This window comes from Lysinibacillus sp. NPDC093692 (assembly GCF_050280125.1).
In the GTDB taxonomy this organism is placed as follows: domain Bacteria; phylum Bacillota; class Bacilli; order Bacillales_A; family Planococcaceae; genus Lysinibacillus.
This window is the reverse complement of sequence record NZ_JBNNUW010000016.1, coordinates 45,852-69,444: the sequence shown is the minus strand read 5'-3', so window position 1 is coordinate 69,444 and position 23,593 is coordinate 45,852. Positions and strand designations below refer to the sequence as shown.

The 23,593-nt window shown below is 37.3% G+C and carries 24 protein-coding genes; 5 read left to right on the top strand and 19 right to left on the bottom strand.

Annotated features, from left to right (window positions below; genetic code table 11):
• Positions 1–44: 44 nt before the first annotated feature.
• The 7 genes from ACQKN4_RS16735 to ACQKN4_RS16705 form a co-directional block, all read right to left on the bottom strand.
• Positions 45–959 (bottom strand): SGNH/GDSL hydrolase family protein, encoded by a 915-nt coding sequence (locus tag ACQKN4_RS16735; protein WP_427484240.1) that lies wholly within the window; start codon positions 957–959, stop codon positions 45–47.
• Between the two features lie 30 nt (positions 960–989).
• Positions 990–2,219: an aminopeptidase gene (locus ACQKN4_RS16730; protein ID WP_079562699.1), complete on the bottom strand. Its 1,230-nt coding sequence runs from the start codon at positions 2,217–2,219 to the stop codon at positions 990–992.
• A gap of 1 nt (position 2,220) precedes the next feature.
• The gene (locus tag ACQKN4_RS16725) at positions 2,221–3,369 is read right to left on the bottom strand and encodes a DEAD/DEAH box helicase (protein ID WP_427484239.1); all 1,149 of its coding nucleotides are present in this window, start codon (positions 3,367–3,369) and stop codon (positions 2,221–2,223) included.
• Between the two features lie 261 nt (positions 3,370–3,630).
• Positions 3,631–4,332 (bottom strand): aspartate/glutamate racemase family protein, encoded by a 702-nt coding sequence (locus ACQKN4_RS16720; RefSeq protein ID WP_427484238.1) that lies wholly within the window; start codon positions 4,330–4,332, stop codon positions 3,631–3,633.
• Positions 4,332–5,561, bottom strand: coding sequence for an ATP-grasp domain-containing protein (locus tag ACQKN4_RS16715; protein WP_427484237.1), 1,230 nt, complete (start codon positions 5,559–5,561; stop codon positions 4,332–4,334). Before ACQKN4_RS16715 ends, ACQKN4_RS16720 begins: the two co-directional genes overlap by 1 nt.
• Positions 5,562–5,755: 194 nt before the next feature.
• Entirely contained in the window at positions 5,756–6,742 is a 987-nt protein-coding gene (locus ACQKN4_RS16710) for a C39 family peptidase (RefSeq protein ID WP_079562695.1), read from the bottom strand.
• 303 nt (positions 6,743–7,045) lie between these two features.
• Positions 7,046–8,548, bottom strand: a complete 1,503-nt coding sequence (locus ACQKN4_RS16705; RefSeq protein ID WP_427484259.1) for a class I adenylate-forming enzyme family protein — start codon at positions 8,546–8,548, stop codon at positions 7,046–7,048.
• 403 nt (positions 8,549–8,951) lie between these two features.
• Between ACQKN4_RS16705 and ACQKN4_RS16700 the strand changes: the two genes are divergently transcribed.
• On the top strand, positions 8,952–9,548 hold the full coding sequence (locus ACQKN4_RS16700; RefSeq protein ID WP_079562732.1) for a metallophosphoesterase family protein: 597 nt from the start codon (positions 8,952–8,954) through the stop codon (positions 9,546–9,548).
• A gap of 110 nt (positions 9,549–9,658) precedes the next feature.
• On the opposite strand, the gene ACQKN4_RS16695 is transcribed toward ACQKN4_RS16700, so the two are convergent.
• From ACQKN4_RS16695 to ACQKN4_RS16675, 5 genes are all read right to left on the bottom strand, one after another.
• Positions 9,659–10,240, bottom strand: coding sequence for a DUF305 domain-containing protein (locus tag ACQKN4_RS16695; RefSeq protein ID WP_079562693.1), 582 nt, complete (start codon positions 10,238–10,240; stop codon positions 9,659–9,661).
• Between the two features lie 104 nt (positions 10,241–10,344).
• The gene (locus ACQKN4_RS16690; RefSeq protein ID WP_079562692.1) at positions 10,345–10,518 is read right to left on the bottom strand and encodes a cysteine-rich CWC family protein; all 174 of its coding nucleotides are present in this window, start codon (positions 10,516–10,518) and stop codon (positions 10,345–10,347) included.
• A 134-nt stretch (positions 10,519–10,652) separates the two neighbouring features.
• The gene (locus tag ACQKN4_RS16685) at positions 10,653–10,850 is read right to left on the bottom strand and encodes a gamma-type small acid-soluble spore protein (RefSeq protein WP_427484236.1); all 198 of its coding nucleotides are present in this window, start codon (positions 10,848–10,850) and stop codon (positions 10,653–10,655) included.
• Positions 10,851–10,865: 15 nt separating this feature from the next.
• Positions 10,866–11,075: a hypothetical protein gene (locus ACQKN4_RS16680; protein WP_079562690.1), complete on the bottom strand. Its 210-nt coding sequence runs from the start codon at positions 11,073–11,075 to the stop codon at positions 10,866–10,868.
• Between the two features lie 44 nt (positions 11,076–11,119).
• Positions 11,120–11,353 (bottom strand): hypothetical protein, encoded by a 234-nt coding sequence (locus tag ACQKN4_RS16675; RefSeq protein ID WP_079562689.1) that lies wholly within the window; start codon positions 11,351–11,353, stop codon positions 11,120–11,122.
• A 147-nt stretch (positions 11,354–11,500) separates the two neighbouring features.
• Here ACQKN4_RS16675 and ACQKN4_RS16670 point away from each other — a divergent pair, with 147 nt between their 5' ends.
• Positions 11,501–11,995 (top strand): L,D-transpeptidase family protein, encoded by a 495-nt coding sequence (locus ACQKN4_RS16670; protein WP_079562688.1) that lies wholly within the window; start codon positions 11,501–11,503, stop codon positions 11,993–11,995.
• Positions 11,996–12,161: 166 nt separating this feature from the next.
• Here the strand turns inward: ACQKN4_RS16670 and ACQKN4_RS16665 are convergent, their stop codons facing one another.
• A complete protein-coding gene (locus tag ACQKN4_RS16665) occupies positions 12,162–12,926 on the bottom strand; it encodes a DUF2935 domain-containing protein (RefSeq protein WP_079562687.1) in 765 nt (254 codons plus the stop codon).
• Between the two features lie 170 nt (positions 12,927–13,096).
• Between ACQKN4_RS16665 and ACQKN4_RS16660 the strand changes: the two genes are divergently transcribed.
• Complete coding sequence (locus ACQKN4_RS16660; protein ID WP_427484235.1) at positions 13,097–14,770, top strand: ribonuclease J; 1,674 nt, start codon at positions 13,097–13,099, stop codon at positions 14,768–14,770.
• 69 nt (positions 14,771–14,839) lie between these two features.
• On the opposite strand, the gene ACQKN4_RS16655 is transcribed toward ACQKN4_RS16660, so the two are convergent.
• On the bottom strand, positions 14,840–15,475 hold the full coding sequence (locus ACQKN4_RS16655; protein ID WP_427484234.1) for a restriction endonuclease subunit S: 636 nt from the start codon (positions 15,473–15,475) through the stop codon (positions 14,840–14,842).
• A gap of 212 nt (positions 15,476–15,687) precedes the next feature.
• Between ACQKN4_RS16655 and ACQKN4_RS16650 the strand changes: the two genes are divergently transcribed.
• Positions 15,688–16,077, top strand: coding sequence for a helix-turn-helix domain-containing protein (locus tag ACQKN4_RS16650; protein ID WP_079562684.1), 390 nt, complete (start codon positions 15,688–15,690; stop codon positions 16,075–16,077).
• Positions 16,078–16,287: 210 nt separating this feature from the next.
• Here the strand turns inward: ACQKN4_RS16650 and ACQKN4_RS16645 are convergent, their stop codons facing one another.
• A complete protein-coding gene (locus tag ACQKN4_RS16645; RefSeq protein ID WP_079562683.1) occupies positions 16,288–17,163 on the bottom strand; it encodes a radical SAM/SPASM domain-containing protein in 876 nt (291 codons plus the stop codon).
• 185 nt (positions 17,164–17,348) lie between these two features.
• On the opposite strand from ACQKN4_RS16645, the gene ACQKN4_RS16640 reads away from it, so the two are divergent.
• Positions 17,349–17,621, top strand: coding sequence for a hypothetical protein (locus ACQKN4_RS16640; protein WP_240518325.1), 273 nt, complete (start codon positions 17,349–17,351; stop codon positions 17,619–17,621).
• Between the two features lie 542 nt (positions 17,622–18,163).
• On the opposite strand, the gene ACQKN4_RS16635 is transcribed toward ACQKN4_RS16640, so the two are convergent.
• From ACQKN4_RS16635 to ACQKN4_RS16620, 4 genes are all read right to left on the bottom strand, one after another.
• Positions 18,164–19,561: a SpoVR family protein gene (locus ACQKN4_RS16635; protein ID WP_427484258.1), complete on the bottom strand. Its 1,398-nt coding sequence runs from the start codon at positions 19,559–19,561 to the stop codon at positions 18,164–18,166.
• A 33-nt stretch (positions 19,562–19,594) separates the two neighbouring features.
• Complete coding sequence (yhbH, locus tag ACQKN4_RS16630; protein ID WP_079562682.1) at positions 19,595–20,752, bottom strand: sporulation protein YhbH; 1,158 nt, start codon at positions 20,750–20,752, stop codon at positions 19,595–19,597.
• Positions 20,753–20,831: 79 nt separating this feature from the next.
• The gene (locus ACQKN4_RS16625) at positions 20,832–21,044 is read right to left on the bottom strand and encodes a hypothetical protein (RefSeq protein WP_427484233.1); all 213 of its coding nucleotides are present in this window, start codon (positions 21,042–21,044) and stop codon (positions 20,832–20,834) included.
• Between the two features lie 149 nt (positions 21,045–21,193).
• The gene (locus tag ACQKN4_RS16620; RefSeq protein ID WP_079562730.1) at positions 21,194–23,089 is read right to left on the bottom strand and encodes a PrkA family serine protein kinase; all 1,896 of its coding nucleotides are present in this window, start codon (positions 23,087–23,089) and stop codon (positions 21,194–21,196) included.
• Positions 23,090–23,593: the final 504 nt, after the last annotated feature.

The window sequence follows — 23,593 nt, the reverse complement described above, 5'->3', positions numbered from 1 at the left end:
TCTTCAACATAAAAAAGAGCATCCTTATCGAATGCCCTGTTACATTAAAAATTTTCTTTAGCTCTTACCTTCTCCATAAAAGCAGCATATCCTTTAAAACTTGGGAGGGCACGCGCTGTAGGAGTTGTTTTTTCTTTTTCCTCTCGTTTCTGCTCTGCCTTCACCAATTGTTCTAAAATCTGGTCAAATGAAATAGGGTTGGGCTTTGGCAATTCGTTTGAAGAAATGGCTAGAGCTTTACTTCCACTATATTCATGTAAAAATGCATTTGCCATTTGGCGATAGCCTTCAAAATTAGGATGTACATCAGAGATATTGGGTAAAAAGTTTCTAGCGTTTAACCCAAAAGCATCATATATGTCTACATAAGCTGCTCCAGCATGCTCTGCCTGTTGCTGTAAAATCTTATTTAGCTTAACGAGCTGTGCATTTGTTCCTTCTTTTTGCGAAGGGTGAACATTTGGATAAGCAAAATAATAGCCCATTACATAAATCTTTGCTTTAGGTGCTCGCTCTTTTAACCCTTCTAAAATCTTCTCCATATTTTTTCTGGCAATGTTTAATGCATAATCGATTTGTAGCTGTGAAAAGGCTAATGTACCGGCAGTTGGATTAACTTGCACTAGCCGCAGTAAATCATTGGCGCCTGCCGAAACAGTAATAAGTGTTGCATTTGCTAATAAGTCACTTGCTTCCTCTGATTTTACTCGTTTCAAAACGTCGGCTGTTGTATAGCCTGGAAAAGCGAGCTCCTTCGTATAGAAGCTCAATTGTCCAGTCATTCCTAATTTCATGGCGATTAAATCACTGTAGCCTGTATCAATCTGTTGATAAGGTGTTTGACCAGCCGCCAAGGAATCTCCAATTGACAGGTAGTTTTCGGTCTGAGCTAAAGCAGATGAAATACTAAATACCATCGTGAGTATAACTGTACCAATTATGGTTAGTAATCGTTTCATCTGCTCAACTCCCTTCTTTAAATCAAGAGCCTAAAATGCCCAGCTACCTTTGCGGAAAATTGGCTCTACAGTTCCGTCTGGTAAAATACCGTCGATGTCCATCTCACCGCTGCCAATCATAAAGTCCTCATGTGTTACTGAAATATTTGCACCTAATGCTTCAAGCTGCCCTTTTTCTAAATCTCTTCCACCCTCTAAGCAAGTTGGATAAGCTTCGCCAATCGCTAAATGGTTCGATGCATTTTCATCAAACAATGTACTAAAATATAAAATCTCTGATGCTGAAATTGGTGATTCATGCGGTACAAGCGCTACCTCACCTAAATAGCAAGAGCCTTCATCTACATTAATAAGCTCCTGTAATAAATCATGCCCTACCTGTGCTTCAGCATTAACAATTTTTCCTTCTTCAAATGTTAGCTTAAATCCATCGATAATATTCCCTTGATAAACTAATGGTTTTGTATTACTGACATAGCCATTAACACCTTGTTTCATCGGTAACGTATAAACCTCTTCTGTCGGCATATTAGCAATAAAGATCGTATCATCTGGCGTTTTACCACCTCCAGTAATCCATTTATGCTGTGGCGCTAAGGCAATTGTTAAATCCGTACCTGGCGCTGTATAGTGAAGCTTCGCATATTTTTTACTGTTCAGTAGGGTCGCACGAGATTCTAAATTTGTTACATGTTCATTCCAGTTTTCAACAGCATCGCCTTCACCGATACGAACAGTTTTAAAAATAGCCTCCCATAATGCTGGTACTTGCTCCTCAGCAGCTAAGTTCGGGAATACCTTCGAAGCCCACTTTAGTGAAGGGACGGCAACGATCGACCAGGCGATTAAATCTTTCATTATTGCGTTGCGATAATTTTTCAGAGCAGCTCCTGATACTTTTTGATGGGTAGCTAGACGATCTGCTGAAATACCTGCTAATTTATCAGGGTTTGCAGCATCAATCCATAATAGTGCTCCTTTACGTTCGATCACCTCATCACGCATTTTAACTACCCATTCTGGGAAACGATTAAATTCTTCATCTGAGGCATTCTCAAAATAAGCTCGATCCATTTCATCATCTGAAAAATTAACATGAACACGTCCTGCCCCAGCTTTATAAGCCTCTTTCACGACTAAACGGGCGAAATCCAATGCATCGACTGATGTATTGATTAATAAATATTGCCCTTGTTGAATATTAACACCGACTTTTACCGCAAGTTCTGCATATGCTTGTAATTTTTCTTCAAACGTCATATTATTTACCTCGCTTTTGTCCAATTGTTTTTGAATTGCCCTCCATTAGCTTGCCTTCATGCCAAACTTTTTGGACAGGTTTTCCAGAGATTTCTCTAGTCCATTTTTTATACGTTTTTTCATCACGATATGATAATAATGTTAATACTTCGCCATCTGCTCCAGCACGACCTGTACGGCCAGAACGATGTAAGTACTGCTCAATTGTTCTTGGAACATCGACATGAATAACATGTGTTAAACCTGCAATATCTAAACCACGTGCAGCAATATCAGTAGCAATTAAAACACGCGCTTCTCCTTTACGGAATGCATCTAATGTCTTTTTACGTTCTTCTTTTTTCATGTCAGAGTGTAATGTCACAATCGGTGCCGCGCGGTATTGTAATTTCGTTTCCTTCATCAGCAATTGATCTATATTGTTGACGAAAGCTAGTGCACGTAATCCTTCAGTATGTGATAGTCGACGTAGGAAATCAGTTTTATCTCGCTCCTCTACTTTCACGAAAGAGTGTACAACTTTACCAACCTTCAACATATCTTCAGGTTTAATTTTGAAGCGTACTGGCTCGAACATCATGCGACTAGCTACTAATTCAATTTCCTCCGTAATTGTTGCTGAAACAACAACTACTTGCCGTCCATATGCTGAACCTTCGATAAAGGATTTTACGACAACGCGATATTCACGACTAAGTAACTGATCACATTCATCTAAAATAACTGTTTCTATTTCTTTTAGCTTTAATTTTCCAGCACGTGCTAATTCATTTAATCGGCCTGGTGTTCCTACAACGATCGTCGGTTTTTTCTTTAACTTTTCGATTTGACGTGCAGAGTTTGCACCACCAATTAGTTGCTGAACCGAAATATCAGAACCTGCTGTCCATTCACGGATAACCTCTACAATTTGCATTGCTAGCTCCTGTGATGGGGCTACGATAAGTCCTTGTGTTTGTTTTTTTGAACCGTTTACTTTATTTAGTAAAGGAAGTACATATGCTAACGTCTTCCCCGATCCTGTCGGCGATTCAGCTACAATATCCTTGCCCTCAAGCATTGCTGGAATCATTTCTTCTTGAATTTTCATCGGTTCTTCAAATTTCCATTTTGCTTGTAAATCTTCATTTAATAAATTTATTACTGACATGTAATTTCCCACCTTCTATCTACTTGACACTAGTTTAACACACTAATCATTTTCCTACTTCATATGTACATAAACCAATTTATAAACTCACCTAACGAATTTTGAGATGGGCGTCTTCTTGCACAATAATGCGAAAAAAATCTGCCCGATTCATCCACGGGAATTGTAAGCCTACAAGCCCTCATAGACACCGGAGTTTCTTTGAAGGTTTACAGCTTACCCGCGTAGAGCGAGCAGATTTTTATTTGGTTGATTCAATTGTTAATCTACTATTTCATAGCCGCATGCTTCTATAGCACGCTCTGCTAAAACAATTAATGAGTCGATATAGGTGTCACTTAATTTTAAATCTCGATTGACGACAGATAATTCTGTACATCCTAATACGATACGATCACAATTAAGTGCAAGCATTGCCTCTTCTATCGGTTGCCAATCCTCTTGAGAGACATCTTTCCCAGCCTTTACATAATCATAAATAATAGACATGACTTTTTCTTTCATCACATCGTTTGGGACAACTGGTGTTATGCCAAATTCCTCTAACGCATCTTGATACATACGTGAAGTCAATGTACCTGTTGTCGCTAAAATACCTACACGCTCAGCCCCTAAATCAGAGGCACGCTTTGCTGTTTCCTTTATCATATGTAATACAGGGACTGGAGAACCTTCAACAATCTCATCGTAAAAGGTATGTGCTGTATTACATGGAATAGCAATCATATCTGCCCCAACAGAAGCAAGCTTTTTAGCATCTGCGACTATTACTGGTACAGGATTTTCCTTTGTATCATCTAAAATAAAGGCAGTACGATCAGGGATATTCGTATCATTATCAATGATTGTATGTAAATGCTCCTGATCCTTCGATGCCTTCGTACGTCTTACAATCATTTCACCGATAAACATCGTTGCTAGTGGACCTACGCCACCTATTATACCTAAAGTTTGTTTTTTCATTAGTTTGACAGACCTTTGTTGTTAAAATATTTCTTATATTGGCGATAAAAATTTAAATTATCGAGCGTTATATTCAACCAACGCTTCGCATTCATATCCTTATAATTAAAGATGGAATCCGTAGCCATTCCTTGGCGAATAAGGCTCTTCGCTTCAATTACTAGCTGTTCATTTTGTACATATTTAAAGAGTACACCATTTGGCACAATCGTCCAAAGATGCTTATTCTGAACATAAGTTAGCTGTTGCTTACTTCCTCGGATAAAATCATCCGCAACATATTGCATTAAATTATAGCCACTTGCTGTCACATAATAATTAGAAAGTTCATTATGTAATTCAATACTTAATAACTTATATTGACCGTCGCGTTCATCATACTTCATATCAAACGTGGCAAAGCCTTGGAATCGAATCTCCTCTAGAAACAATTTGACGCGTTCCATTAAGTCTTGATCATATGCTGTCATTATGGCTACATAGCGACCAATCCCCTCTGGAGAATGCTCTTCTAAAATCGGGTTACCTACAGAAAGCAACTTTACCTTATTATCTTGCCCAACATAAGCATTTACGACACACATATGAGCATCTTCGCCTGGAATATATTGCTGTACCATTATGTCATCTCGGTATGCAGATTCCTTATAAATGGCGTGGAAAATAGCATCCTTTTCGTCGTTATCTTTCGCAATATACACTTTTTTCTTGCCTGGAAAAATACATGCAGCATACTTTGTCATATTCAGCGGTTTAATGACTACTGGATATTCAAAAGGGATGTCAAGTTCCTCATAGTCATTGACAGTGCAAACATGCATTGCCGGATAGTGAAAGCCGAACTTTGCACAAAGTTCATACATACTCTCGCGTGTTAATAACTCTTGCGCAAGGTTTGCATCCACATAAGGAACTACAAAATACTCTGCTAGCTCCTCTTTATGTTGTACAATTTTTTTTACGTAAAATTCATCGCAGGCTAATAAAAGCAATTTTTTACCTGTAAATTCCTCTGCAATTGCCTTTAACGCCACGACAAAACGATCTTCAATATGGAGTCTTGGAACTTCACGAAATGTTAATAAATCACTGTGCTGTATTTTCTCCATATTCGTATGATTTAATGCAAGTGGTTTAACGCCATAGGACTCGTAAAATGCTCTCGCCATGCCATAAGCATTCATTTCATCTCCTAATAAAACCGGTAAAAAAGCGTGCTCAATGACCATTCTGCTCAACTCACTTTAGTTTTTTAGGCCTATCACCATAATGTGGGGTTGATTTCCGTTCTGGCTACCAGCCTCCACCCCAATCAACTTATATAAATGGACTTTTTAACGAATGTCATCCTTATTACTTGGTGATGAGTCTTTTTTATAAGTGTAACATACTTTCCTTGTACTCCTTATACCTCTTCTTTGAATCATTTATGAACGGCTACAGCATGTTTACCTAACTCTCTATAGCTTTTAAAAAACTGATCCACATTATACGTGACAAAGCCTTTTAATGGGTCCATGACAACTACTTTATCACCTAAATGCCCAGTTAAAACAACAGCATGTAAGTTCATATACGCTTCATGCGGCAATGTTTCACCTTCATATACCCAGCCCTTTTCTGAATTTTCCTCCGGCTTTGATAAATCCAATGTAACCCATGTCACAACAGGGACTCCATCTCGAACAAGCTGTAAAATCTCATCCTGCGAGGCATTGCTCTTATTTGTCACTCGTAAATCTGCCTGTTTATCCGCTATGACTGCTTCTGCTGCTTTGACAATCGGAGCTGCAAAGACATACATTCCATGTGTTTTATCACGAGGATTGCCTGCAAAAGCCTGCTCTGGATTTGGACCAAATCGCTGTCCGTTGACAGTGCTTATTGTTTGCTTTGGTAAATAGTGATCAGCCATTTCCAGCTTCGTAACATCCAGCCCATAATAATTTAATACAGCTGTTAATGATGTTATTTCACATCCATGTGGTAGTTCCGGATTTTGCATAACAACTGGTACATCTAGCTCCTGCTCGTCTCTTGAAAAATGTGTTTGCAATCGATAATACGGCTTTGTCGCATCATATGTAAAATGTTCGATTGTCGTATAACCATCGTTTTTCGTACTATTTTCAAGTGTAGTTGCAGCTATCGCATATTGCTGCCCCTCTTTAAGTTTCGAAAATTTCGCTTCGCCCTCTTCAGAGCCAACTGCATCCTCCACTACCTCACCTGTCTTTACATCTGTAGCAGTGATATAAAGGTTAGGTATCGGTGCACCACTATTAAACTCTACCGTTAACACAGTTAATCCATTGTTTTGCGTTTCCTGCTGAGAAAACGAATTGCAACTCGAAAGTAGCATGATGATCATAATACCTATTAGTAAAAGGCGTTTATACCTCGTCCACAAGACAAATTCCGCTCCTATCTTGTTTGAAGACAATAACTTCAACTCTATTATATTTCAATTTGTCGTAGACTCTATTATACGCTAATTTCATAGACGTTCCTATTTTAACCTCTTTCAGCAAAGTGTTTTTTGGAGCGAAAGCGAAGCGTCAGCTACAGATGTTTTTTGGAATGAAAGACTGCCACTGGCCTAAAACCTCTATCGAAAGTTACGGAATTAGGCCGAGACATCATTGATCTTCATTCACACTTTACCGATAAAGGTATTATTGGCTTTGCTACTTTCGGGTTTCACTTTACACGCTTAGTTTATGGTGCTGCTTACGCTTGGTCGTAATGTATGCTTCAAAACCTTACCAGAAGCATTGCGCGGCAGTTCAGTTAAAAATTCAATTTCATGTGGCACTTTATATTTTGCAAGCTGCGTCCGACAATAAGCCAATATCGCCTCTTCATCGGAAGACTCCCCTTCCTTCAATACGACAAACGCTTTCGGAACTTCGCCATACACTTCATGTGGTAAACCTACAACGGCTGCCTCTAAAATTTCTGGCAGTTGATATAAAACCTCTTCTATCTCGATAGGATAAATATTTTCGCCACCTCGAATGATCATATCCTTTTTACGATCTACAATATAGAGATAACCTTCCTCATCAAAACGCCCTAAATCTCCTGAATAGAGCCAGCTATCTTTAATTGTTCTAGCTGTTTCTTCAGGATTACGTAAATAGCCTTTCATTACCTGGGGTCCTTTGATACATATTTCTCCTACCTCACCCGTTGATACAGTTTCACCAAAGCTATCAACAACACGGACTTCTGTTTGTGCTAAAGGTTTTCCTACCGAACCAATTTTCGTCAAGGCATCGGCATCTAAAAGGGAAGAGGTCGCAGGCGAATTTTCAGTTTGTCCATACAGGTTTTGTACTTTCACATTAGGAAAAGTCTCTTTCACTTGCTTAACAAGTTCATAAGGCATCGGTGCCGCCCCGTAACATAATAAACGTAAATTTTTAAATGTATGTTCCTTAAAATTAGGTGTGTTTAAAATTATTGTATACATTGATGGAACACCAAAGAAAATTGTCGCAGCTGTAGCAGCAAGCTGTTCTAATGTATTTGACGAAGAAAACGCCTCTTCTATAACAATCGTACCGCCTTTATAAAACATCGGCATCGCAAATACATGAAGACCTGCACAATGAAATAAAGGCGTACAAATAAACATGCGATCCTCATTGCTCATATCCATTGATGACGACCATATATCCGCAGTTGAAACAATATTTTGATGAGTTAGCATTACTCCTTTTGGTTTTCCCGTCGTGCCAGAAGTATACATAACAACAGCAGTATCATGAGGCTCCAATTTGATATCTTTTCTTTGACCTGAATTGTTTTTAATAATGTCTCTCATTTCATTGAGCCCTACAATATGTTGAAATGGATTCGCAATCGTTGTGAGTACATCCTCTAACCTTTCATCATAAATAAGTCCTTTAGCTTCAGAATGATTAAAAATATATTCGACCTCTGGAGCTGCTAATTTTGTATTAATGGGCATGACAACGTAACCCGCTAACTGAACACCGATATAAGCAATTAAAAATAAATCTGAATTGAGCGTGTATAATGCAATTACATCATCTTTTTCAAAGCCTTGCTCTTGTAAGTACGCTGCGAATTTTTCTGCACTTTTATAAAATTCACTATAGGATAGCTCTGTCCCATCGTATATCGTCGCAATCCTTTTTGGTTGTTGCATAGCATAGTTTTGTAAAATGTCTGTCATTAACATCGTCATCATAAGCCCCCCAAATCTTTAATTCATTTCCCTCATACCGTACAAAATCGCCATAAATTAAATAACACTAAGAAAATTCAGAAAATTACAATTATATTTTATCAATCTATGAAAAGGTTGGCAATTTTTCTTCCCATAAAAAAGTTGAGATTCTGAGTGAAAGCCCTGAGGGCCCCAATTGGGAACTGAAATTAACTCCGCGTTATAGTGATGAACGAAAATATGACGAATATGTAACTAAATATACATAAACATTTTACTTTTCTATCAATTTCTGTTAGGTGTATGATATTTGTATAATGATTAGCTTCTTTCAGCAAATGTTTTATGTACCGAAAGCAAAGCGACAGGTACAGGTGCTTTGACACCCGCTGAAAAAAGTTTTAAGAAAGGCCTGATTAAAATGCTGTACGCACTTTTAGGAGATTTACATTCTAATATAGAAGATACGAAGGCAGTTCTAGCCCATATTCAACACACTGCGAAAGATGCAAAAGTATTGGGATTAGGTGATTTATACGAATGTACTGTAAGTAAGAAAAAAGCACAAACAATGTCGGGTTTACCGCTTCAAAAAGCTGCAATAGTGGAAAATGATTTTGAAAGTTTGCTAACGTTCCCCTCTATTCGTGGCAATCAAGAGGAGCGAATTACGCGCGTAACTGGCATCGAACGTTTTAAAGAGCTACCTGAAACAATGGAGATTGATGGTGCTACGCTTATGCATGGCCATCAATTTCAATGGAGTGTGACGTGGCAACCAACATTTCCGCCATTCAAAAAATCGCTCCTTTTCTTCGGACATAGTCATGAATCAGGTCTTTATCATCGCAATAAAAAGTTACGTATTCGTATTCGCTTTGGCGAACCAATCGCATTACAAGAAAAGCAGTATGGCATCAATGTTGGATCAGTTGTCGATCACCGTGAATGGTGTCTCTACGATAGTCATAAACGAACAGTAACATTTATGTGCGCTCCATCTGTTGAGAATGATTAATTTTTTAAATCCTTGGTAAGCCTTACTCTGTAGTTTCGCTAATATACATAGCACTCACAAAAAACGCTAAAGTCGGCTTCGACCCTAGCGTTTTTTAGCTCCATGCTCAACTAGCAATTTTCGCAATCCTTTAAAGCATCCAGTAATTTTTCCATTTCACAAATACGATCGCACATAGTTTTAATCATATTTTGAAGAATCGGTATTAATTCCTGGCAAATACAGAACCTTAAAACATTTTGTGCTAGTCGAACGCCTCCTTGATGATGAACAATCATTTCTCGAAGAAAGTTTATATTAATATTATTAGATACTGGTGGTAAACTCATTGCTTGGAACATAGCCCCGGTAATTTCTTTGTATGCACACATATATTCATACAATTCACATTCCGAATTTTGTACGATACAGCACCTATTTTGTATCGCTTCCAGGCATTCAACAATTTCTGTACTAGTTGCTATTATTTCTAATGCGAGATTTTGCACAAATATATTAGTGGTATATCGTAAAACATTTTCCGACATTCTAATTGCAGCTACTTGATGCGGTAATATTTGCTTAATAAAATTTTCTGAAATACTGCAGGTAATTGTCACATAGGTCATACCCTGCATCATTTTATTGAGGATTCTTTCGTATTCCTCTAAATATGCCTTTGTTACATTACTAAGTACAATTGGTTTAGTCATTAGACACACTCCTTTCAGAGTAATATATGTCCGATAGGTTGTTGTGCGGTAGACAATTGTACCAAATGACCTTTATTGTTTCGTAACAGCAGTTGAAGTTATTTTTAATCATCTTTTTTATATGTATCCAAGCATTTTTGACAAATACATCGCTCTTTAGGTACCGCTTCAAAAATTTCTTTAGGAAAACTTTCTGTCATACACCAGCAATCCTTTTGCCCCTTTACTATCCCACAATGATTTTCTTGCCCACATAACGGACAACGTTTTTCCTTCATTCGTCCACCTCCTTACATGTGCTTATATTTTATAATATAGCGAGATGTTAGTCAGTGAATTTTCTTCATTTCAATCGAGCTTTACGGCATAAATAAGAGAGGAGTACTTCATTTCATACTCCCCCCATAATAATTTATTGGTTTTTCCCATGAATCTCTTGCTTTACTTCTTCAACATCTGTATCACTATATTTTTTCGTACCAACCCCACCGCTTTGGGCTAGCAGTTTTTTCACTTCATTGTAAGATAAACCACTTTCCGCATTTTGTCTTTTTACCTCAATAATATCCGTTCCAGCAGAAGTAAACTGAGTTTCGTTATGATCAGTCATGAAAATCCCTACCTTCTATAATTCATCTGGCTGCAATTCGATCAATTCATCGCCTTCTCGTTCTACTTTTTTATTGAGCTCCTTAACCGGTATAGCATCAACCGTTTGCATATCTTCGTGTAAATCGAAAATACTTATATTATCAGATTCCACCATGTCTGGCTTGTTCTTGCTTGCTAAGTTCATAAACACCTTTTTTTCATGTGGTAAGTTTTCTATGTCCATCATTGCTCACTCCTTTACTAATAGAATGTGCAGTGTTGAACAAATCATGTACCTTTCGTTTTCGAGCTTTTATCGATGCGATGATATTCAGATATTTGAATGACCCGAACATATCTTGTATGCAGCTCATGATACATCCCTCTACTGTCTGTAAAGGATATATATTGATCTCGTTCGCTTCGAACTAATGCCTCTGCTTTTTCTTGTGATTCTATATGGATAAATCTCCTTACATAATGCATTTCATCAAAAAAATAAGTAATTTTAAATTCTTTCATAATAACTCCTCGATTACTGGAAATGGTTTGTTACTGCTTATCCTATCCAACTAACTACAGTTGCTATTCTCATGAAAATATTAAGGTATTTTTTATATCTACGGCATAACCTGTATTAATGCAACCACTTTATAGGAGGTGATGATTTTGATCCATACAGTTAAAGTAGGCGAAACCTTGTCCCAAATAGCTAGAAATTATCGTACACCGTTATCGTCCATAATTGCTGCTAATCCAGGGATAGATCCGAATGTACTTTATATAGGACAACAAATTGTTATTCCTGGATTTCCAAACCCAAATACGATCCCTTATAGAATAGATATTTCTACTGAAAATCGATGGCTACGGTTATATAAGGATAATGTTCTTCAAAAGCAATACCCAATTGCGGTTGGAAGGATGTTACATGATACACCTACTGGCGATTTTATAATCATTAACAAGGCTCCAAATCCCGGTGGTCCTTTTGGAACAATGTGGATGAGTTTATCTAAAGAGCATTACGGTATTCATGGAACTAATGATCCTAGCTCTATTGGTCATGCTGTTTCACGTGGCTGTATTCGTATGCATAATAAGGATGTCGAAGAGCTTGCAAGCATTGTCCCAATCGGTACTGGAGTTTTTATTCATCCATAAAAAGCCTCCAGACTAAAAACATTCCTAAAATTTTATCGGAATGTTTTTTAGTTTTATCGGAACATTATGTAGATTTATCGGAATGTTTTCAAATTCATCGGTACATTATGCTGATTTATTGGAATAAAAAAGCAACCTGAAATCAAACCTCAGATTGCCATCGCTTTTAACCTTCACCTCTAGATTGTGCAAGCTTCGATAAATAGTATTGCTCCTCTCTTAGCATATGATCCGCCATTAGAGCTGTAAACGTTCCTAATACTTCTGCACTTAACTCCATTTCCTCTAACTCGCGTAAAAACGTTTTGAATAATTTCATTTCTAGATCTACATCTTGATTAAAGCGAGTTAATGCAGGGAAAGAGTCTATATTTGAACGTAAATATCCTGTAAGCTCCACTGCTTTTAAATAAAACTGTTCAAAATGTTGGGCAAAGGTAGTACTTTTTTGTCTCAATCTTCTTTCTACGCCATCCAAATCGTCATGAATAATACCTGCATGTCCTGAAGCATCTAAAAGCCAGAGTAAGTGATGATGTAGCTCATGAAAGATTGGCGGGACTTCCCCTTTCTTCAGATAGCTAAGTACATTTTGATATTCCTCTAGTTCATTCACCATGTGATTAATAAAGGAAGGTGATAAATGGATATTAATATTTCCCGATAATTGCTTTCGAAGGATATAAAATTTAAATTGCTTTAATTGCGTTACAGCTTCATCGACAGTAAGTGAAAAAGAAGCCGCATTATTGGCATCAATTGAATTCACATAGGTAAGAAGCTGAGAAAATTGATGAATAAATGAACTTGCTCTTTTTATATCCTCTGTTTCCGATGGATACAATGAATCATGAATAAATTGAGAATGGTCTTTTAATATTCTTAGCCAAAACCTATGTTCAAACATCGCATGCTGTAAGTAATTCGACAACCAGTCACATCCCCTTTATGCTCTACGTTCCTCTATTCTATTCTTCTTGAAAACCTAATATTATTGCCAAATGTTCTTTTCGTATAGGATGAAACGCTTCAAGCTATACTACATAATGCGAAATAAATCCAATGACATCCAAAACACTTGAAAATTAGGAGGAGATATACTTGTCCACAAAAAACAATACAGTATCAATTTTCGCCTTAGGTGGCATTAATGAGATTGGTAAAAATATGTATGTAGTACAGGTTGGGAATGATATTTTAATTATCGACTGTGGCGCTAAATTTCCAGACGAAAGCTTATTAGGCATCGATTTAATCATTCCTGACATTACGTACTTACAGGAAAATAAAGAGAAAATTAAAGCATTAATTGTGACACATGGTCACGAGGATCATATTGGCGGTATCCCTTATCTGCTTAAAAAAATAAATGTCCCTATTTATGCTACACGCTTTACGCTTGGGTTAATCCAGCTAAAGCTGAAAGAGCATAAGCTTTTAAGAGAGTCAGAATTAATTGAAATTAATTCCGATTCATCTTTAAATTTCGGACAAGTTGATGTTAGTTTCTTTAGAACAAACCATAGTATACCTGATTGCTTAGGTATCGTTATGAACACACCTGAAGGAAATGTTGTACACACTGGCGATTTTAAATTTGATTTAACACCTGTCAATGATCAGTTTGCAGATATTCATAAGATGTCCGAGATTGGATCAGAAGGTGTACTATTACTTATTTCTGAAAGTACTAATGCAGAACGACCTGGTCTAACTCCTTCCGAGAAGCTTGTCGGTAATCATATTGAAGATGCTTTTTTACATGCCGACCGTAAAATTGTGATCTCTACTTTCGCCTCTAATGTTAATCGCATACAGCAAATTGTAAATGCAACGATTGCTACAAATAGAAAGCTTGCATTACTTGGCCGTAGTATGGTGAATGTTGTAGATGTCGCACTTGAGCGAGGCTATTTAGACGTTCCAGAGGATTTGTTAATTGATGCACGCGAAGTGAAATATCTCCCCCCTGAAGAAATTGTTGTACTATGTACGGGAAGTCAGGGAGAGCCATTAGCTGCACTCTCTCGCTTAGCAAGCGGCAATCATCGCGAAGTGAAAATTTTACCTGAGGACACAGTTATTTTAGCTTCATCCCCTATTCCAGGGAATGAGAAAGGTGTATCACGGATCGTTGATAATTTATTCCAGCTAGGTGCGAAAGTTATTTATGGTTCCTCTAGTCATACAGGTATGCACGTTTCTGGTCATGGTCATCAGGAAGATTTAAAACTGATGCTGACACTAATGAAACCTAAATTTTTCATTCCGATTCATGGTGAATTCCGTATGTTACATCAGCATCGTTTACTAGCTGAGTCCGTTGGTGTCAAAAGAGGACATACGTTTATTATGAAAAACGGGGATGTTGTTGATATTGAAAATTCCATGGCTAGACAAACACGTAAAATTCCTTCAGGGGATACGTATGTCGACGGAATCGGTATCGGTGAAGTCGAAGGAATAGTTTTACGCGATCGTAAACAGCTTTCTGAAGACGGTATGCTTGTCATCGTGATCACACTTAATAAAGTAGATGGTGCCTTTATTTCAGAACCAGATACAATTTCACGAGGCTTTGTTTATGCTAAAGACTTTGAGGCGCTTTTAACGAAAGTAAATATTCTCGTGAAAGAAACGGTAAATGAGCTTCAAGAAGAAAATAAGCAGCAAATACATGTTTTAAAAAGAGAAATCAAAAGAACTGTCGGTCAGTATCTATTTTCGCAAACAAAAAGAAAACCAATGATTTTACCAATAATCATTGAAATTTAAAAATGTCGGTGTAAAGGCACAAGCCCAAACACCGACATTTTTATCCCGTAAATTGAGGCTGTGATGAATTTATTTATGCTCACCCTTAAAAATTTTATATAACATATGATTGTAAAGATACTGAGCCTGTTGAAACCCATAATGTAAACTTTTTGAATGATGTTCAACTTGCACCGAAACATTGTCAAAATGCTGCGGTAGCCCCTCTACTGCTGTCAACAACGGCTCTTTACTTTTTAATAAAAGCTGAATCGTATTTAAAGTTTGCACTATTTTATGTTGGATATCTATCATCGGAAGATTAATCGGTATATGGTACAAATGCTGCCATTCTTTATTCATTTTATACCATCTAAGAAAATGTAATAAATAATCGCTTAAAACAATTGTTTCATTTGGAATAATAGCAACGATCTCACTTGCGATACATAGTTCAGTTTCACTCTGATATATATATTTATTGGTGTCCTTCAAATTAGCTTTAGTTAGAATGATGGTTTTAGCTGGTACCGGTACACATTTGCAATGTTTTCCAAAGGTAATATTAACTTTTGGTAATTGCTCAATATCACCGTCTAGCATTAACTTTTTTAAATTATCTGCTGTAATGAGAGGTACACCGATGTTTGTAAAATACTTTTTGCTCGGTATTATTTTTCCCTCTTCTATTGTAGCAACCTCATCTAATCGATAACACTTTACCATGCCTGAATCCTCCAATCCTTCACTTAATTAGGTATACTCTAAAACAAGCTACTGAAGAATCAACCACACTGTTTTACACAAGTCTTTTCTCATAATAAAAACCCCTACTAATTATTGTACCATTTTACTATAACATTTTGTCTATTATACCACTATAATGGTATAGGCATTTTTAATGTTTTTCACTAGCTTTTTACATAGAGGTGAATCATATGTCAGACTTTTTAAAGCTAGTAGGCGAACAACTCCGTATTATTAGAGTTTCAAAGGGGCTTAGTCAGGAAGAAGTAGCAGAAAAAACAGGGAAACTAGGTTTTAGTAAAGGACGAATCTCAAACATTGAACATGGGCAATCTAATATCACATTAAGCACTTTAGAAACGCTGATGAAAGCATTAGATATTGCACCTGAGGAGCTTTTTAATTTTCAAAAATTATCTGGTGTCACTGATATTGAAGAAAAGAACATTATGCTCGACATACATCGATCATTATTAAGGGAGCGCAATTTAGACGAGGTGAAATACGTAGTACGTATTACGAATGATTTTTTAAATACTATTGATTCACAATCAAAGAAAAATAGCTCCAATAATCAATAACGTTGGAGCTATTTTAGCGAGCTACAATTTTTTTCTAAAGTTCTACTTAATGTGTAGGGCTTTGGTTGACCCGCTTCGCTCACATTTAATAAATCGCATACGTATGAACAAGTGCCCTATTTTTAATGTGGACTTCTCTATTTGCTTGAATAGAGTAAAATCCCCCTATACAAAAAATCCATTTAGTTTAAAACCAAATGGATCTGTTTATTACATTCCAAATTTTTGACGATAGCCGCATTTTCTACATAGCTCTTCGACTGCTTCCCTACGTGAAAATCCATCGACAATATTATTCGCACGTTCACCTTGAACAATGTCTGTGAAGGATTTCTCGTTCACATTCCCCAAATTAATGACGCCCTCACCGTCAAGACAGCATGGCACTACTGTACCATCCACTAAAATAGCGGCTTGGCTTCTAAGTGCATGGCAAAAGCCTTTTCCTTCATCCTCAGGCTCCAATAAACTTGGCCACTTGAATTCATGATCCTGATTTAAATAAATATTATTAGCAATCTTTACACCTTTACCAGGCTGTACTTTTTCTTCGATGCGATAATCCAGATTATATTCATTTTCTAGAATTTCGAGTGTTTCACGATTTCTTCGTGCCGCGATATCTGTCATATGATCCTTTTGTAAATTCCATAAACGATATGAAATAATCGTATTATAATCTTTTGAATCACGCACAAAGTCTAATATATCCCCTAAGTATTTCTCACGATTTTCCGACCCCTCATGACCGTCGAAACTATGCAATGAAAAATTGATTTGGCGTAAAGCTGGTTTCCCTAATATCTTTTCACGATTCTTTTTAATCAGTGTACCGTTCGTTGTAATATTAACTTTAAAACCTTTCTCATGTGCTGCGTCAAGCAACTGATCAATACGCGGGTGTAAAAGAGGCTCTCCTTTTACATGCAAATAAATATATTTCGTATGAGGACGTATTTCATCCAATATTTTATTAAATTGTTCTACTTTAATAAGTCCCTTTGCACGAGCAGTTGGAGGACAAAAGCTACATGCTAAATTGCAGACACTCGTTATTTCTATATAAACCTTTTTAAATGTTCTCAACGTTGATTCACCGTTCCAGTTCTTCTTATATTCAAATCCTATTCATTTTAACAAATTTTACGATAAGGAACAGTTTTTCAGTCTCCATCCCTCACATTATTTATCAACTTAGGGCTACATGAACAAGTAAACTTGAGAAAGATTAATAACTTAGTATTAATGCTGAAAATAAGGAGGTGAAAACTATGTCTGACGATAAATTTGATAATGAACGTTCAAAGGAGCCAGCTAAAAATAATATTACCATCCATCTTACTATTAATATTGGCAATACAGATAACCATGTTAAACAAAAGGCTGAAGGTAGAGGACAAATAAATAATGATGTAGGTACTAACGCCAACCAAGGCGACCAAAACGCCAAAAACGGTAGTACTAGAAATGTAAACTCACAATTGGCTGATGGAGACGGCAGAAGTGAAATCGCTGGTGACGATAATGATGAAACTTGGGGATAACAAAGAATAAAAGTAAAGGACAGCTTAGTAATCAACAGCGATATCCATTCATCTTCGAAACATAGTGAAAGTAGTGAAGATGAATCCTCTCCATTGTTAGATGAATATAAAAACGAATAAAACTTATGGGCTCATCACCAAAGTTCTGGATAAAATATATTGAAAGTACGCTATGTTATAAATTGATCTTCGTTACGGCTGGGCGACTCCTCGGGGATCAGCGGTAGAGGAACGAAGGCTAAAACCACCACGTTCTGTGATAACGCCTTCGTGACCAACATCCTGTTGCCCCGACGCCTCCAGGAAGCTTTGCGCTGTGCGAAAGCGTAGCGACAGCAACAACAAATGTTTTAACTGTGCGAAAGCGAAGCGTCAGCAACAACAAATGTTTTAACTGTGCGAAAGCGAAGCGTCAGCAGCAAAGCGCCCAGTAGGAACGGAAATCAACCCTACATTATGGAAATGAACCTTTATGTAAGACTTTCAAAAATTAAAACTTCTATCTGCTGGAATATTTTATACCAACAGATAGAAGTTTTTTGTTACACATTACGTTTATAGTTTTTTGTCCCATCATATGAATAAAGCATTGGCTTTCCATCCACATATGTTTCTAAATGAACAGGACGACCCCATAGCTGATAAATATAGGGCAAAACGTTCTCTAAATAGTGCGGATCGAGCTCCGTTCCCTCAAAGCCATGCGATAAATAGAGCTCTCCATTGCGAAGGTAATCGCCATTTTTAACGACGATATACGGGAATCCCCCGTTTACACGCATCGATACGAGCTGATCACGTACCATTTCATGATCCTTATCTGTAATACGGTATTCATTCCCCTTTTTCTGGAACAAATAAAGATCCTCTCGCTTAGCTAGATCCTTCGTTAAATAGTTGCGTATAAAGGATATGTCCGACTCTATCTCTCTTACCTCAAACATTTTCTCTCGACCTGAGTTAGGTTGAACGCCTAGCTTTCTCATCTCTTCTGTCGGATGATTATAACGGTTTTCAATATCCTCGAAAATTTTCACACCAAGGTAATAAGGATTAATCGTCGTTTTTGAAGGCTGCACAACACCTGCATTTAATTTCGCATACTCAATCGTTTCAGCTGTTGTTAGCTTGAGCTCACGCATAATACGTTGATGCCAAAAAGAAGCCCAACCCTCATTCATAATTTTTGTCTCTAATTGTGGCCAAAAATAAAGCATTTCCTCACGCATCATCGTTAATATATCTCGCTGCCAGTCCTCGAGCTCTCGACTGTGCTCCTCTAAAAATAGCAATAAATCTTTTTCTGGTTTTGGGGGGAAGTGCTTTATTTTTCGCCTGATCGATTTATACTCTTTTTCCTTTTCATCTAATCTCCATAGATCATCATACGGCGATTTTGATTGAGAAATCTCCTCTTCAAATTCATCCTCCGTATTCCAAGCCAATTTTGGTCGTAAAAGGGATGGGTCGATATGCTCCTGAATCGCTAAAATCGCATCTAAAAACTGCTCGACTTCATCCTTTCCATATTCTCTTTCATAACCAGCTATCCTTTCAGCTGTTGCCGTCATGCTCTCCACCATATCTCTTCTAGTATTGGAGAAGCGTACATTATTCTTAAAGAAATCGCAGTGCGCTAATACATGCGCAATAATTAATTTATTTTGTGTTAACGTATTTGTATCAAGTAAAAATGCATAACATGGGTTTGAGTTAATCACTAGCTCATAGATTTGACTTAGCCCTAAATCATATTGAAGCTTCATTTTATGAAATTGTTTACCGAAGCTCCAATGTGAAAATCGAGTAGGCATACCATATGCGCCAAATGTATAAATAATATCTGCCGGACAAATTTCATAACGCATCGGAAAGAAATCTAAGCCAAAGCTTGAGGCAATTTCTGTAATTTCATCAATCGCTCGTTCAAGCTCTTTCATCTCCACTTTTTAGTCCCCTCCTTTGAACATGGTTTATGATTCATTTTTTTTAAAAAAGCTCTTTAAGGCATCGTATACATCGCCTTTTTTTCTTAAAATATGATACCTAAACTTAGGATCATCTACTTTTTTATAGGTGTACATAAGTGTAGAGAAGCGGTTATGCTGATTGACTTCCCCATATCCAAACATGCTCGATACTTCCATCAACTCTCCCACTAGCTTCAAGCACTTTTCATTATCCATTGATATATTTTCACCATCTGAAAAATGTACTGGATAAATATTGTAGCGAGAAGGATTATACTTTTCCCGAATTAGCTCCAATGCCTTTATATAGGCAGATGAACAAATCGTCCCTCCACTTTCTCCCTTCGTGAAAAATTCTTCTTCTGTCACTACTTTTGCCTCTGTATGATGCGCAATAAACTCAATTTCCACGGTTTCATACTTGGAGCGCAAAAATTTTGTCATCCAAAAGAAGAAGCTCCTAGCACAATATTTTTCGAAAGAACCCATCGAGCCACTTGTATCCATCATGGCAAGAACTACTGCCTTTGATTCAGGTTTTTCCACTTCATCCCACGTTTTAAAACGTAGATCATCATTATGAATCGGCGTAATTTCTGGTTTTCCTTTCATCGCATTACGCTTTAGCGCATTAAGGATGGTGCGCTTTTTATCGACATTTCCCATTAAACCTTTTTTTCGAATATCGTTAAATTCGATTTTTTCCGTTTTAATATCCGCTTTTTCTTTTTGCTGCAGGTTTGGTAGTTCAAGCTCGTTAAATAACACATTTTGAACCTCTTCAATGCTTACCTCAGCTTCATAATAATCATGGCCTGGCTTGTCACCAGCTTCTTTTCCTTTACCATTAGCCTGATTGCCTTTGCTTGCATCACGCGCAACCACATCACCTACATTACTGTCTCCTTGCCCTTGCCCAACATGCTTGGAGTTATCATAGTTATATCGAATTTTATATTCATCAAGTGAACGTATAGGGATTTTTATAACCTCTCGACCATTGGACATGACAATACTTTCTTCACTAACTAAATCAGGTAAATTATTTTTAATAGCATCTTTTACTTTTTCCATATGCCGTTGCTGGTCCTGGTGCCCTTTACGATGGAGGGACCAATTTTCCTGAGAAATGGCAAAACGTTTATTTTCGTTTTCAGTCATTTTTATCCTCACCCATCTATCAAATTCGTTTTTTCTATACTATGCTAGTGATTCACTTTCTTGAACTTTTTTAGAAAAATCAATTACACTTCGTGGTTACTTCACTTATGGCAAAAACTAAGTGAATGAAGATCAATTTCGCCTTGGCGTAATTGTTGTTATTGTTGTTGCTGTCGCTTCGCTTTCGCACAGATAAATCCTTGTTGTTGCTGCCGCTCGCTTTCGCACAAATAAAACCTTGTTGTTGCTGCCACTTCACTTTCGCACAGATAAAACCTTGTTGCTGTCCCACAGAAATTTGCCACAGGACATAGCGAGTTCCTCTATTTCAGTAGATGTTTGGACACCCACTGAATGAAGATAAAAGGAGTGCCCTTAAATGGACACTCCTATTCACTCCTATCAATAGTCTTATAATTTCCTCTGAATAGGTCAAAATTATTAACGATTTAACAGGCTACCTACGTACTGCAATAATTCATTAGCAGATGTTGGATTATAGCCATGTTCATCAACAAGTCTCGCTACAACTTCATTAATCTTCTTCAGCTGTAATTCATCTGGCATTTTTGAAGATGTTGTAATTTTCACGACATCCTTGAGATCCGCAAATAGTTTCTTCTGTATTGCCTCTCGTAATCTTTCATGAGAATTATAGTCAAAACGCTTACCTTTTCGAGCATAAGCAGAAATACGAATGAGTATCTCTTCACGGAATGCTTTTTTCGCATTTTCCGAAATGCCAATTTGCTCCTCGATAGAGCGCATTAATTTTTCATCTGGATTCATTTCCTCACCAGTCAATGGATCTAAAATTTTATTTTTATTACAAAACGCTTCTACATTATCAAGATAATTATTCATTAATGTTTTTGCAGACTCTTCATATGAATAAACGAAAGCTTTTTGCACTTCGTTCTTCGCAATATCATCATACTCTCTTCGAGCAACTGCAATATAGTTCATATATTTTTCTCGATCTTCCTGAGAAATTGAAGCATGTTGGTCAAGCCCATCTTTTAGTGCACGCAGAACATCTAACGCATTAATGGATGGTACCTCTTTTCGGATAATAGCAGAAGAAATACGATTAATAATATACCGTGGATCAATACCGTTCATGCCTTCGTTCGGAAACTCTTTTTTAAGTTCCTCTAAGTCAACGGAATTAAATCCCTCCACATTTTCTCCGTCGTACAGTCGCATTTTTTTAATAAGATCCACACCTTGTTTTTTCGGTACTTCCAGTCTTGTTAGAACCGAAAAGATTGCTGCGGCCTTTAATGCATGTGGCGCAATATGAACATGGGACATATCGCTCTCTTTAATCATTTTTTCGTAAATCAATTCTTCCTGACTAACTTTTAAGTTATACGGAATCGGCATCACAATAATACGAGAATGTAATGCTTCATTCTTTTTATTTGAAATAAATGAGCGATACTCCGTTTCGTTTGTATGTGCAACAATTAACTCATCTGCACTAATTAACGCAAATCGCCCTGCTTTAAAATTACCTTCCTGCGTTAAAGACAATAAATTCCACAAGAATTTTTCATCAAGTTTTAACATTTCTTGGAATTCCATCATACCTCTGTTTGCCTTATTTAGCTCACCATCAAAACGATAAGCACGAGGATCAGATTCTGAACCAAATTCGCCAATTGTGGAAAAATCGATACTACCTGTTAAATCAGCAATATCTTGCGATTTAGGATCTGATGGTGTAAATGTTCCTATGCCTACACGTTTGTCTTCCGAAAAAGTAATACGTTCAATCATCACATTTTCAATGCGTCCATCATACTCCTTTTCAAGACGCATCGTATTTAAAGGCGATAAACTTCCTTCAATTCGTATACCATACTCCTCGTAAAATTCATTACGCAAATGATGTGGAATTAAATGTAGTGGATCTTCATGCATTGGACATCCTTTAATTGCGAAAACCGCGCCTTCATCTGTTCGCGAAAATTGCTCAAGTCCGCGTTTCAACAAGGTCACTATTGTTGATTTACCACCACTTACTGGTCCCATTAATAACAAAATACGTTTTCTAACATCTAATCTTCGTGCTGCCGGATGGAAATATTCCTCCACCAGTCTTTCAATTGCTGTTTCAAGCCCAAAAATTTCTTGCCCGAAAAATTTGTACATTTTTTGCCCATCGCGTTCCTCTACACCACTACTCTTTATCATATTGTAGACGCGTGAATGGGCTGTTTGAGCGACTTCAGGTCTTTCCTTGATGATGTTTAAGTAATCTGCAAATGTACCTTCCCACTTTAGCCGGTTTTCTTCTTCGCGATAGCTTTTCACTTTATCTAAAATGTTAATAGCCTTCCCTCCATTCAGGGCTTGATTTATAACATAGTATGAAGGAAATGGCATTATGATACCCAATACTTTTTCTTTGTCAAAGTTTCTTCTTATTGCCTTTAATTTTTTCCTGCTGAATAAGGAATTTTATCGCAAAAACAAAAATAACGGATTTAAACATGAACCATTTCACCTGACGCTTTTTAGCCAATTTCCAGGGATTATTTTTTTGAAACTATGCCTGAATATAAGTTAATCTTCGTTACGACTGAGCGACTCCTTGGGGATTAGCAATATAGAGGAACGAAGGCTAAAAGCATCACATCCTGTGATAACGCCTTCGTGACCAACATCCTGTTGCCCCGACGCCCCAGGAAGCTCTGCTCTGTGCGAAAGCGAAGCGGCAGCTACAAAGCGCCTAGTCGGAACGGAAATCAACCCTACGCTATGAGCCAGGTTTTTTTCACGAAAATTGCTCATTTTTACCGCTTCGTTTTCCCACAAAAAGTACTGAATGAAGAT

Excerpts from the sequence above, each read along its gene's own strand:
- ACQKN4_RS16735 (WP_427484240.1), bottom strand. The coding sequence starts at position 959 with ATGAAACGATTACTAACCATAATTGGTACAGTTATACTCACGATGGTA.
- ACQKN4_RS16730 (WP_079562699.1), bottom strand. The coding sequence starts at position 2,219 with ATGACGTTTGAAGAAAAATTACAAGCATATGCAGAACTTGCGGTAAAA.
- ACQKN4_RS16725 (WP_427484239.1), bottom strand. The coding sequence starts at position 3,369 with ATGTCAGTAATAAATTTATTAAATGAAGATTTACAAGCAAAATGGAAA.
- ACQKN4_RS16720 (WP_427484238.1), bottom strand. The coding sequence starts at position 4,332 with ATGAAAAAACAAACTTTAGGTATAATAGGTGGCGTAGGTCCACTAGCA.
- ACQKN4_RS16715 (WP_427484237.1), bottom strand. The coding sequence starts at position 5,561 with ATGGTCATTGAGCACGCTTTTTTACCGGTTTTATTAGGAGATGAAATG.
- ACQKN4_RS16705 (WP_427484259.1), bottom strand. The coding sequence starts at position 8,548 with ATGACGATGTTAATGACAGACATTTTACAAAACTATGCTATGCAACAA.
- ACQKN4_RS16700 (WP_079562732.1), top strand. The coding sequence starts at position 8,952 with ATGCTGTACGCACTTTTAGGAGATTTACATTCTAATATAGAAGATACG.
- ACQKN4_RS16695 (WP_079562693.1), bottom strand. The coding sequence starts at position 10,240 with ATGACTAAACCAATTGTACTTAGTAATGTAACAAAGGCATATTTAGAG.
- ACQKN4_RS16690 (WP_079562692.1), bottom strand. The coding sequence starts at position 10,518 with ATGAAGGAAAAACGTTGTCCGTTATGTGGGCAAGAAAATCATTGTGGG.
- ACQKN4_RS16685 (WP_427484236.1), bottom strand. The coding sequence starts at position 10,850 with ATGACTGATCATAACGAAACTCAGTTTACTTCTGCTGGAACGGATATT.
- ACQKN4_RS16680 (WP_079562690.1), bottom strand. The coding sequence starts at position 11,075 with ATGGACATAGAAAACTTACCACATGAAAAAAAGGTGTTTATGAACTTA.
- ACQKN4_RS16675 (WP_079562689.1), bottom strand. The coding sequence starts at position 11,353 with ATGAAAGAATTTAAAATTACTTATTTTTTTGATGAAATGCATTATGTA.
- ACQKN4_RS16655 (WP_427484234.1), bottom strand. The coding sequence starts at position 15,475 with ATGGTAAAGTGTTATCGATTAGATGAGGTTGCTACAATAGAAGAGGGA.
- ACQKN4_RS16650 (WP_079562684.1), top strand. The coding sequence starts at position 15,688 with ATGTCAGACTTTTTAAAGCTAGTAGGCGAACAACTCCGTATTATTAGA.
- ACQKN4_RS16640 (WP_240518325.1), top strand. The coding sequence starts at position 17,349 with ATGTCTGACGATAAATTTGATAATGAACGTTCAAAGGAGCCAGCTAAA.
- ACQKN4_RS16635 (WP_427484258.1), bottom strand. The coding sequence starts at position 19,561 with ATGAAAGAGCTTGAACGAGCGATTGATGAAATTACAGAAATTGCCTCA.
- yhbH (WP_079562682.1), bottom strand. The coding sequence starts at position 20,752 with ATGACTGAAAACGAAAATAAACGTTTTGCCATTTCTCAGGAAAATTGG.